Source organism: Burkholderia sp. B21-005 (assembly GCF_020843965.1).
Lineage (GTDB): Bacteria > Pseudomonadota > Gammaproteobacteria > Burkholderiales > Burkholderiaceae > Burkholderia > Burkholderia ambifaria.
Map to the genome: position 1 here is coordinate 925352 of NZ_CP086301.1, position 10097 is coordinate 935448.

The window sequence follows — 10097 nt, forward strand, 5'->3', positions numbered from 1 at the left end:
TGGATGAACGGTTATAGGGCGAAAGCGCCGTGGCGGGTTACGCGTGGGACGCCGGGCAGGACTTGGCTTCGCCGCCGGGCATCGGAATGAAGCCCGTGACTTCGAGGCCGTAGCCGGACATGCTGCCCAGCTTGCGCGGATTCGACAGCACCTGCATCTTGCCGACGCCGACGTCGCGCAGGATCTGCGCGCCGATGCCGAACGTCTTGAAATCGACCGGCCGGCGCTTCAGCGCAGCGGCCTTCTCTTCCTCGTCGAACGCCTTGAAGACGTCGATCAGATGTTCCTTCGTGTCGCCGCAGTTGAGCAGCACGATCACGCCGAGGTCGCGTTCCGCGATGTCGCGCATCGCGGCGTCGAGCGTCCACGAGTGCGTCGAGATGCTCGTCTCGAGCAGGTCGAGGACCGACAGCGGCTCGTGCACGCGCACGGGCGTATCGACGTCCGGCGACGGCGTGCCGCGCACCAGTGCGATGTGTGGCGAGCCGGTCGGCTGGTCGCGGTACAGCACCGCGCGGAACGTGCCGTGCGCGGTCTGCATCGTGCGCTCGGCGATCCGCTCGATGATCGATTCGGTGCGGCTGCGGTAGTGGATCAGGTCGGCGATCGTGCCGATCTTCAGGTTGTGCTCCTTCGCGAACTCGAGCAGGTCGGGCAGACGCGCCATCGTGCCGTCGTCCTTGATGACCTCGCAGATCACCGCGGCCGGCGTGAGCCCGGCGAGCGCGGTGAAGTCGCAGCCGGCCTCGGTGTGGCCGGCGCGCACGAGCACGCCGCCCGGCTGCGCCATGATCGGGAACACGTGGCCCGGCTGCACGATGTGCTCGGGACGCACGTCGTGCGCGACCGCCGTGGCGATCGTGTGTGCGCGGTCGGCGGCCGAGATGCCGGTCGTCACGCCTTCGGCCGCTTCGATGCTGACCGTGAACGCAGTGCCGTACTGGGTGCCGTTGCGGTAAGTCATCAGCGGCAGGTGCAGCTGCTTGCAGCGTTCCTGCGTCAACGTCAGACAAATCAGGCCGCGGCCGTACTTGGCCATGAAGTTGATCGCTTCCGGCGTGACGAATTCGGCGGCGATCACGAGGTCGCCTTCGTTTTCGCGGTCTTCTTCGTCGACCAGGATCACCATCCGGCCGGCTTTCAACTCCGCGATGATGTCGAGCGTGGAGGCGAGCGTCATAAGGGGGCGAGAAAGAGGAAAGTGCGTATTTTACGCCAGCCGGACCGCGTTTCGGCTGGCACCGGCTGCGCGCGGCCGGCGAGCACGCCGGAAAGCGGTGCGACCGCCCGGCGAGGCGGGCCTGCCGGGGCCGCCGCGGCCCGCCCGAGGACGGGCGGCCGCAGGTCGGCCGGGGCGCGGCCGTGCGTCACGCGTGCTCGTTGCGGCCGCCGAGGTAGTCGAGCTTGCCGAGTTCGACGCCGCTGTGGCGCAGGATGTCGTACGCGGTCGTCACGTGGAAGAAGAAGTTGGGCAGCACGAAGTTCAGCAGGTACGACTGGCCGGTGAACTCGATCGGGCCGACGCGCATCTTGAGCACCACCTGGCGCGTTTCGCTGCCGTCGATCTGTGCGGGCTCGAAGCTCTTCAGATAGTCGATCGTCTTCTGGATGCGCGCATTCAGTTCGTCGAACGTCTGCTCGACGTCGGGATAGCTCGGGATGTCGACGCCGGCGAGCCGCGCGGCGCAGCCCTTGGCCGTGTCGGTCGCGATGTACACCTGGCGGACGAGCGGCAGCATGTCCGGATAGAGGCGCGCGCCGATGAACACCGACGGGTCGATCTGCTTCTCGGCCGCATGCGCCTGCGCCTTGCCGAGGATGTGCTGCAGGTTGGTGAGGCCGCGGATGAGGACGGGCAGCGAAGCCTGGTACATCGAGATGGACATGGGACGACTCCTGGAGGAAAAGGGGCAGCCGGTACGCGGCGCACCGTGTGTCGCGGCGCCGAAACCGCTGCCGTTGCATCTTAGCGCGACGCGACGACCCGTGCGCGTCGTTGGCCGTCAGGCCAGGTGTCGGGGCGTACGGGGGGCGGCGAGCGGAAGCGAAAGGCGTGTGTTCGAGCGGCCGCGCAGATCGGCGGCCACTGGTGGACTGACGGCGCGGCGCGAAGCAAAGCAGGGGATGGGCACGACGGACTGTGAGTGCCGGAAAGAGGGGGAAGCGGTAGCGCCCCGACCACGCCGGGCCGAACCGCCAGCCCACAACCGAATGAACGCGAACAATCAGTCCTGATGCACGCCCTGCGATGCCGACAGCATCCGCTCGACATACCGCGCGATCATGTCGATTTCGAGATTGACCTTGTCGCCGGCCTTCACGTGACGCAGCGTCGTGACCTCGACCGTATGCGGGATCAGGTTGATCGAGAATTCGCAGCCGTCCGTGCGATCGTCGACCGTGTTGACGGTCAGGCTCACGCCGTTGACCGTGATCGAGCCCTTGTATGCGAGATAGCGGCCGAGCTCGCGCGGCGCGACGATCCGCAGCTCGTGCGATTCGCCGACCGGCGCGAACCGCGTCACGGTGCCGAGGCCGTCGACGTGGCCCGACACGATGTGCCCGCCGAGGCGGTCGTGCGCGCGCAGCGCCTTCTCGAGGTTCACTTCGCCGGGTTGCGCGAGCCCGACCGTGCGGTTCAGGCTTTCGCGCGACACGTCGACGTCGAAGCCGGTTTCGGTCTTTTCGATGACCGTCATGCACGCGCCCTGGATCGCGATGCTGTCGCCGAGCGCGACATCGGCCAGGTCGAGCCCTCCGGCCTGCACCGTCAACCGCACGCCCGCGTCGGGCGACGCGCCGAGCGGGTTGATCGATTCGATGCGGCCGACGGCCGCGACAATTCCGGTAAACATCGTGACGGCTCCGTTCAGTGGGTGGCGGCAGGCGGCGCGACGCGCGCGAGAATCCGCAGATCGTCGCCGATCCGCTCGACGCTGTGGAACGCGAGCCGCGTGCGCGCGTCGAGGCTCGCCGGCGCGGCGAGGTCGAACATGCCGGCCGCGTCGCTGCCGAGCAGGCTCGGCGCGAGATAGACGAGCAACTCGTCGACGCACTGCTCGCGCAGCAGCGAACCGTTCAGCTTGTGGCCGGCCTCGACGTGCAGTTCGTTGACGCCGCGCGCGCCGAGCGTCGCCAGCATCGCGGGCAGGTCGACCTTGCCGTGCGCATTCGCGAGCGGCACGATTTCCGCGCCGCGCGACTTCAGCACGTTCGCGCGCACTTCGCCGGCCGCATCGAGCCGGCCGCAGAAGATCAGCAGCGGCGCACCTTCGAGCAGGCGCGCGTCGAGCGGCAGATCGAGGCGGCTGTCGACCAGCACGCGCTGCGGCTGGCGCGGCGTGTCGATGCCGCGCACCGTCAGGAGCGGGTTGTCCTCGCGCACCGTGCCGATCCCGGTGAGGATCGCGCATGCACGCGCGCGCCATGCGTGGCCGTCGAGGCGCGCGGCCTCGCCGGTGATCCACTGGCTTTCGCCGGACGGCAGCGCGGTGCGTGCGTCGAGCGACGCGGCCGTCTTCATCCGCACCCACGGGCGGCCGCGCGTCATCCGCGACACGAAGCCGATGTTCAGTTCGCCCGCTTCGTTCGCGAGCAGCCCGCAGCGCACGTCGATGCCCGCGTCGCGCAGCATCCCGAGGCCGCGCCCCGATACCTGCGGGTTCGGGTCCTCCATCGCCGCGACGACCTTCGCGACGCGCGCGTCGATCAGCGCGTTCGCGCACGGCGGCGTGCGGCCGAAGTGGCTGCAAGGCTCGAGCGTCACGTATACGGTGGAGCCGGCGACGTCATGGCCGCGCGCACGCGCGTCCTTCAGCGCCTGCACCTCCGCGTGGTCCTGGCCGGCCGGCTGCGTGAAGCCTTCGCCGATGACGTTGCCGTCCTTGACGATCACGCAGCCGACGCGCGGGTTCGGCGCGGTCGTATACATGCCGCGCGCCGCGAGCGTCAGCGCGCGCTGCATGTGGGCGAAATCGGTATCCGAGAACATGCGCGGTCCCGGGTCAGGCGGCGAGGGCCGCGAATGCGCGGCGCGCGGCCGCGAGCGTCGCGTCGATCACCGCGTCGTCGTGCGTGCTCGACACGAAGCCGGCCTCGTACGCGGACGGCGCGAAGTACACGCCTTCGTCGAGCATCAGGTGGAAGAAGCGATTGAAGCGCTCGGTGTCGCTCTTCGTGACTTCCGCGAAGCTGGTCGGCACGCGCTCGGCGAAGTACAGGCCGAACATCGCGCCGATCGAGTCGGCCGCGAACGGCACGCCGGCCGCGCGCGCTTCGGCCGCGAGGCCATCGGCGAGGCGTTTCGTCTGCGCGGTGAGCGCGTCGTAGAAGCCCGGTGCCTGGATCAGCTGCAGCGTCTTCAGGCCGGCCGCGACCGCGATCGGGTTGCCCGACAGCGTGCCGGCCTGGTACACGCCGCCGAGCGGCGCGAGGTGGGCCATGATGTCGCGGCGGCCGCCGAACGCGGCGGCCGGCATCCCGCCGCCGATCACCTTGCCGAGGCAGGTGAGGTCCGCCGTGATCCCGTAGTGTTGCTGCGCGCCGCCGAGCGCGACGCGGAAACCGCACATCACTTCGTCGAAGATCAGCACGGCGCCGTGCTTCGTGCACAGCGCGCGCAGCGCGTTCAGGAATTCGGGCGTGCCGCGCACGAGGTTCATGTTGCCCGCGACGGGCTCGACGATCACCGCGGCGATTTCATCGCCGAACGCGCCGAACGCTTCTTCCAGCGCGGCGACGTTGTTGTATTCGAGGACGGTCGTGTGCTTCGCGATGTCGGCGGGCACGCCGGCCGACGTCGGGTTGCCGAACGTCAGCAGGCCCGAGCCGGCCTTGACCAGCAGGCTGTCTGCGTGGCCGTGGTAGCAGCCCTCGAACTTGACGATGCGGCTGCGGCCCGTGAAGCCGCGCGCGAGACGCAGCGCGCTCATCGTGGCCTCGGTGCCGCTCGACACCATCCGTACCTGTTCGATCGACGGCACGAGCTTGCAGATTTCCTCGGCGATCTCGATTTCCGCCTCGGTCGGCGCGCCGAACGAGAAGCCGTCGGCGAGCACGTTCTGCACGGCCGACAGCACTTCCGGGTGGACGTGGCCGACGATCATCGGGCCCCACGAGCCGATGTAGTCGATGTACTGCTTGCCGTCGGCATCCCAGAAGTACGGGCCCTGTGCGCGCGAGACGAAGCGCGGCGTGCCGCCGACCGAACGGAAGGCGCGCACCGGCGAGTTGACGCCGCCCGGAATGGTCTTCTGGGCGCGTTCGAAGAGGATCTGATTATTGGACATGAGCGAAACCTGCGAGAGAAGGGTGCGGGGCCTGTGCACGGGCCGCGGCGCCTGGGCGGAACTATCCGTCCGATTGTACCGGAGACGCGCGGGGCGGGCCCGTCGGGCACTCTGCGGCCTTTCGGCGCGTTGGGGGGCAGGCGCGCGCGAACGGCGACGGCGGGCCGGCTCCGGCTCCGGCCCGCTTATCGCGGCGACTTGCGCTTGCCGGTCAACTCGGCCCAGCGTTTCTCCAGCGGGCCTTCGACCATCGGCTTGATCGAGGTGCCGGAACTCTGCGCATCCCAAGTCTGCACCGAGTACGGATGCACGCGCAGCGCGTCGCGCGGGATCACGACTTCCTGGTGGGCGTCCACCAGCCAGTCGTAGACGAAGTCGATGCACAGCCGGTAACCGCGCCGGGTCGCCGGATCGGGCACCTCGTAAGGCGCGCGCGTCACGTAGCCGGAGCCGAACACGCCCTTCGGCTCCTTTGCGACGCGGTGCAGGAACACGCGGTCGCCCGGCAGGATGCCGCGGGCGAAGCCGCAGCCCCACACGTCATGCACGGCCTCGCCGGCCTTCACGCGCGCGGCGACGTCGGGCAGCTCGGGCCACGGCCATTTCTTGGGGCTCCAGATGAGCAGGAAAGCGGTCATCGGTTCGGTCGTCGTGTCGATTTGGTCAGACGAGAAAAACGGCGAGCAGCAAGCTTAATCGAATCCACACGCGAATTCGCACGCGAACTCGCGCGACACCGGCCGTACTGGCGCTTGCCGGCCGTGCGCGGCACACGCGCCGGCGGCACGCGAAAAAGTTGCGCGTACAATCATGGGCCTGAGCGCCGTCCGCGGCGCGGTCTCCCGTCTTCACCGCCACGCGCGCCCCGATGCGCGCGGGCCTCCATTCCGGATACCCATGTCCCACGTCGTCCGGCGCCGGCCCGATGCCCGGCTGATCCTGTTGCTCGGCGCGCTCGCCGCCTGCGGGCCGATTGCCACCGACATGTACCTGCCGAGCCTGCCGTCGATCGCCGCCGGCTTCTCCGTGAGCCCCGGCGCCGCGCAGCGCACGCTGACGAGCTTCATGGCCGGCTTCTCGATCGGCATGCTGCTGTACGGTCCGCTGTCCGATACGTGGGGCCGCCGCCCGGTGCTGCTCGGCGGCATCGCGCTGTTCACGCTCGCGAGCATCGGCTGCTTCGTGTCGGGCTCGATCGACATGCTGATCGTCGTGCGCTTCCTGCAGGCGCTCGGCGCGGGCGCCGCGTCGGTGCTCGCCCGCGCGATCGCGCGCGACGCGCACGAGCCGACCGACGCGGCGAAGGTGCTGTCGATGGTCGCGATCGTCACCGCGGTCGGGCCGCTGCTTGCGCCGCTGATCGGCGGGCAGATCCTGCGTTTCGCCGGCTGGCGCGGCGTGTTCGTCGTGCTGGCCGCGTTCGGCGCACTGTGCGCGGCGACCGCGTACCTGCGCGTGCCCGAAACCTGGCCGAAGGAGCGGCGCAAGAGCGCGGCCGTGCTCGCATCGTTCGCGTCGTACGGGCGCATCCTGTCCGATCCGGTCGCGTGGGGGCACATGCTGTGCGGCGGGATGGCGTTCGCGGCGATGTTCTCGTACATCACCGCGACGCCGTTCGTGTACATCGAGTATTTCCATGTATCGCCGCAGCACTACGGGCTGCTGTTCGGGCTGAACGTCGTCGGGATCATGATCGGCAACTTCGCGAACACGCGGCTCGTCGGCCGCATCGGCTCGCTGCGCCTCATTGCCGCCGCGTCGCTCGTGAGCTGCATCGCGTCGCTCGCGGTCGCGCTCGTCGCGCTGACCGGGTGGGGCGGGCTGTGGTCGATCGTCGTGTGCCTGTTCTTCGTGGTCGGCGTGGTCGGGATCCTTTCCGCGAACTGCACGACCGACCTGATGCATCGCTACCCGCACAACGCGGGCGCGTCGGCGGCCGTGTTCGGTGCGATGCAGCTCGCGCTCGGCGCGCTCGCGAGCGTCGCGATCGGCGCACTCGCGGACGGCACGCCGTTCGCGATGGGCGTGACGATCGGTGTGTCGGGCGTGCTGTGTTTCGCCGGGCGCTACCTCGTGCTGCGCTGGCATGGCCGGCCGGTGAAAGCGGGCGCCTGAGCGGAGGCCGCAATGGCCGCGGCATGAAAAAACGCCACCGCGCGATGCGTCGGTGGCGTTCTTTTTCGGGCGGTCGGAACGCGGCGAGCGCCTGACCGTGTCGAGCGTCAGTCGCGCGCGACGTCCTTCGCCGCCGGCGATGCGCCGTGGCTCAGCCAGTCGAGCACGTCGGCCGTTTCGTCGTCGCTCGCCCGTGCGCGCGCCTGCGCGACGGCCTCCGGCAACTCGCCGTTGGTCGACGCGCGACGGATCGCCACGCCGACCGCGAGAACGTCGATCATCAGCAGATGCAGGATCCGCGAGATCATCGACAACTGCGACTCGCGCATCTCGATGTGGTCGGTCTCGAGCGCGACGGTCGCGCGCTTCGCGAGCGGCGTGTTGCTCGACGTGATCGCGATCACCTTCGCCCCGGCCTGCATCGCGACCTCGAGCACGCGCAGCAGCTCGGGCGCGCGCCCCGACTTCGACACGGCGACGATCACGTCGCCCTTGCCGAGCAACGCGGCCGACGCGGCCTGCATGTACAGGTCGCCGTACGCGATCGTCGGAATCCCGAAGCGGAAGAACTTGTAATGCGCGTCCTGCGCGACGATGTTCGAATTGCCGAGCCCGTAGAACTCGATGCGGCGCGCGCCGTTCAGGATCTCGATCGCATTCTCGACGTGCTCGAAGTTCAGGTGTTCGCGCAGCTGCAGGATCGCGGACACCGTGTTGTCGAGCACCTTCGCGCCGAAGTCGGTGGCCGTGTCGCCGAGATGCACCTGGCTGTGGCTCATCGGAATCGTGCCCGTGAGGCCGGTCGCGAGCTTCAGCTTGAAGTCCGACAAGCCCTGGCAGCCGAGCGAGCGGCAGAAACGGATCACCGTCGGCTGGCTCACGTCCGCCTTGCGCGCGATGTCGACGATCGGGTCGTTGATGATCGAGCGCGGATGGTTCAGCGCGAGATCGGCGACGCGGCGCTCCGCCGGCGTCAGCGCGTCGCGCATCTGGCGGATCCGCTCGAACACCGCCGACGACGCACCGCCCGAACGGTTCGACAACTGCTCCGCGAGAATCGCCGACACGCCGAGGAACGCCGGATATTCGGCGGTGATCAGGTAGGTCGGGATGTTCTGGAGATACTGCGTGAAACGACCCTTCGCCTCGAAGCGCGCGCGGAACGACGAGCGCGTGAACAGTTCGCCGAGCTTCAGCGCGACGCCGCCGCCGATATAGACGCCGCCGAGCGCGCCGAGCGTGAGCGCGATGCTGCCCGCGAACGCGCCGAGAATCCCGCAGAAGCATTCGACCGTCTCGAGCGCGAGCGCTTCGCCCGCATGGGCGCGCTCGACGATCTCGACCGTGTCGACGCTCGCGGCGACGCGCTTCTTGTCGCGCGCGGCGAGCGCACGATAGATGATCTCCATGCCGGGGCCGGCGCACACGCGTTCGAACGACACGTGCGGAAACTTCTTGCGCGCGTACTGCAGCACCAGATCCTCGCGCTCGTCTTGCGGCGCGAACGATGCATGACCGCCTTCGCTGCCGAGCGCAATCCAGCGATCGTCGGCCGGAATCAGGCCGGACACGCCGAGCCCGGTGCCGGGCCCGAGCAGCCCGATCACGCTGTTCTGGCGGCGCGTGCCGCCGCCGATCTGCACGCGTTGCGCATCGGTGAGGCCGGGCAGCGCCATCGCGAGCGCGGTGAAGTCGTTGACGACGAGCAGCGTGTCGAAGCCGAGCGCGCGGCGCGTCGCCTCGATCGAGAAGCTCCAGTCGTGATTGGTCATCGTGACCTGGTCGCCGTCGACCGGGTTCGCGATCGCGATCGCCGCATGGTTCACGCGGCTGATCTTCACGTCCTTCAGATACTTGCGGATCGCGTCGGTGATCGTCGGATAGTCGGCGCCGGGATAGACGCGGATCTGCGTGATCTCGCCCGGGCCGGTTTCCAGCGCGAAACGCGCGTTGGTGCCGCCGACGTCCGCGAGCAGGCGCGGGCCGTCGGCATGCTGGGCCACGACGACAGCCTTACTTTGCGCACCAGTAGACATCGAGCTTGGTCCCCTTGTCGTTGGCCAGGTGGGAAATCGCGTTCTTCTGCAGCGTTGCGGCGGCGGCGTCGAGCACGTCGCGTTTGCGGCTGCCCGCGATCAACAGGAAGAGCCGGTCGACGCGCTTCAGCGCATCGAGTGAAAAGCTCACGCGCGCATGCGGCGCGGCGCCGGGATGCACGGCGACGAAGCGCTCGGGCGTCGTGATCGCATGGTCCCATTCGGGCGCGTCCGCGAAGATCGACGCGGTGTGGCCGTCTTCGCCCATGCCGAGCACGGCGACGGTCGGCACGCGGTAGTCGGTGTTCGCGTTCAGCGCGGCGACGTGCGCATCGAGCGCCGCGCGCGTGTCGACGAGCGGCAGGAAGCGGGCAGGGGCCGCCGCGTGCTGCAGCAGCGTGTCGCGCACGAGCTGCGCGTTGCTGGCCGCGTCGTCCTCCGGCACCCAGCGGTCGTCGACCAGCGTGACGTCGACACCGGCCCAGTCGAGCGCCGCGTGCGACAGCGTTTGCAGGAACGGGCGCGGGCTCGTGCCGCCGGACACCGCGAGCGTCGGGCGCGCGGGGCCGGCGAGCGCGGCGCGCAGCGCCTCGCCCACGGCGCGCGCGAGCGCTTCGCTTTGCGCTTCCTGGGTGTCGAAAGCGTGAATCTCGATCAC

Annotated in this window: 9 protein-coding genes; 1 reads left to right on the forward strand and 8 read right to left on the reverse strand. The window is 69.3% G+C overall.

Translation table 11 applies throughout. The features are described from left to right. Positions 1 to 37 precede the first annotated feature (37 nt). The 6 genes from ribBA to LMA02_RS04315 all read right to left on the reverse strand — a co-directional run bounded on the left by ribBA (position 38) and on the right by LMA02_RS04315 (position 5926). The gene (ribBA, locus tag LMA02_RS04290; RefSeq protein WP_011656189.1) at positions 38 to 1180 is read right to left on the reverse strand and encodes a bifunctional 3,4-dihydroxy-2-butanone-4-phosphate synthase/GTP cyclohydrolase II; all 1143 of its coding nucleotides are present in this window, start codon (positions 1178 to 1180) and stop codon (positions 38 to 40) included. A 187-nt stretch (positions 1181 to 1367) separates the two neighbouring features. Beyond that, positions 1368 to 1886, reverse strand: coding sequence for a DUF1993 domain-containing protein (locus tag LMA02_RS04295; RefSeq protein WP_228907058.1), 519 nt, complete (start codon positions 1884 to 1886; stop codon positions 1368 to 1370). 339 nt (positions 1887 to 2225) lie between these two features. After that, complete coding sequence (locus LMA02_RS04300) at positions 2226 to 2855, reverse strand: riboflavin synthase (RefSeq protein ID WP_228907059.1); 630 nt, start codon at positions 2853 to 2855, stop codon at positions 2226 to 2228. Positions 2856 to 2869: 14 nt separating this feature from the next. After that, positions 2870 to 3991 carry a bifunctional diaminohydroxyphosphoribosylaminopyrimidine deaminase/5-amino-6-(5-phosphoribosylamino)uracil reductase RibD gene (gene ribD, locus LMA02_RS04305; RefSeq protein ID WP_228907060.1) on the reverse strand — a complete coding sequence of 374 codons (1122 nt, stop codon included), beginning with the start codon at positions 3989 to 3991 and terminating at the stop codon, positions 2870 to 2872. 13 nt (positions 3992 to 4004) lie between these two features. Next, complete coding sequence (gene hemL, locus LMA02_RS04310; RefSeq protein ID WP_011656193.1) at positions 4005 to 5288, reverse strand: glutamate-1-semialdehyde 2,1-aminomutase; 1284 nt, start codon at positions 5286 to 5288, stop codon at positions 4005 to 4007. Positions 5289 to 5473: 185 nt separating this feature from the next. Next, positions 5474 to 5926 carry a hypothetical protein gene (locus tag LMA02_RS04315; RefSeq protein WP_228907061.1) on the reverse strand — a complete coding sequence of 151 codons (453 nt, stop codon included), beginning with the start codon at positions 5924 to 5926 and terminating at the stop codon, positions 5474 to 5476. Between the two features lie 259 nt (positions 5927 to 6185). Between LMA02_RS04315 and LMA02_RS04320 the strand changes: the two genes are divergently transcribed. Further along, complete coding sequence (locus tag LMA02_RS04320; protein ID WP_228907062.1) at positions 6186 to 7403, forward strand: Bcr/CflA family multidrug efflux MFS transporter; 1218 nt, start codon at positions 6186 to 6188, stop codon at positions 7401 to 7403. A gap of 107 nt (positions 7404 to 7510) precedes the next feature. Here the strand turns inward: LMA02_RS04320 and LMA02_RS04325 are convergent, their stop codons facing one another. Both LMA02_RS04325 and pgl read right to left on the reverse strand, forming a co-directional pair. Further along, entirely contained in the window at positions 7511 to 9439 is a 1929-nt protein-coding gene (locus LMA02_RS04325; protein WP_166726311.1) for a bifunctional transcriptional regulator/glucokinase, read from the reverse strand. Beyond that, entirely contained in the window at positions 9417 to 10097 is a 681-nt protein-coding gene (pgl, locus tag LMA02_RS04330; RefSeq protein WP_228907063.1) for a 6-phosphogluconolactonase, read from the reverse strand. Before pgl ends, LMA02_RS04325 begins: the two co-directional genes overlap by 23 nt.

Excerpts from the sequence above, each read along its gene's own strand:
- ribBA (WP_011656189.1), bottom strand. The coding sequence starts at position 1,180 with ATGACGCTCGCCTCCACGCTCGACATCATCGCGGAGTTGAAAGCCGGC.
- LMA02_RS04295 (WP_228907058.1), bottom strand. The coding sequence starts at position 1,886 with ATGTCCATCTCGATGTACCAGGCTTCGCTGCCCGTCCTCATCCGCGGC.
- LMA02_RS04300 (WP_228907059.1), bottom strand. The coding sequence starts at position 2,855 with ATGTTTACCGGAATTGTCGCGGCCGTCGGCCGCATCGAATCGATCAAC.
- ribD (WP_228907060.1), bottom strand. The coding sequence starts at position 3,991 with ATGTTCTCGGATACCGATTTCGCCCACATGCAGCGCGCGCTGACGCTC.
- hemL (WP_011656193.1), bottom strand. The coding sequence starts at position 5,288 with ATGTCCAATAATCAGATCCTCTTCGAACGCGCCCAGAAGACCATTCCG.
- LMA02_RS04315 (WP_228907061.1), bottom strand. The coding sequence starts at position 5,926 with ATGACCGCTTTCCTGCTCATCTGGAGCCCCAAGAAATGGCCGTGGCCC.
- LMA02_RS04320 (WP_228907062.1), top strand. The coding sequence starts at position 6,186 with ATGTCCCACGTCGTCCGGCGCCGGCCCGATGCCCGGCTGATCCTGTTG.
- LMA02_RS04325 (WP_166726311.1), bottom strand. The coding sequence starts at position 9,439 with ATGTCTACTGGTGCGCAAAGTAAGGCTGTCGTCGTGGCCCAGCATGCC.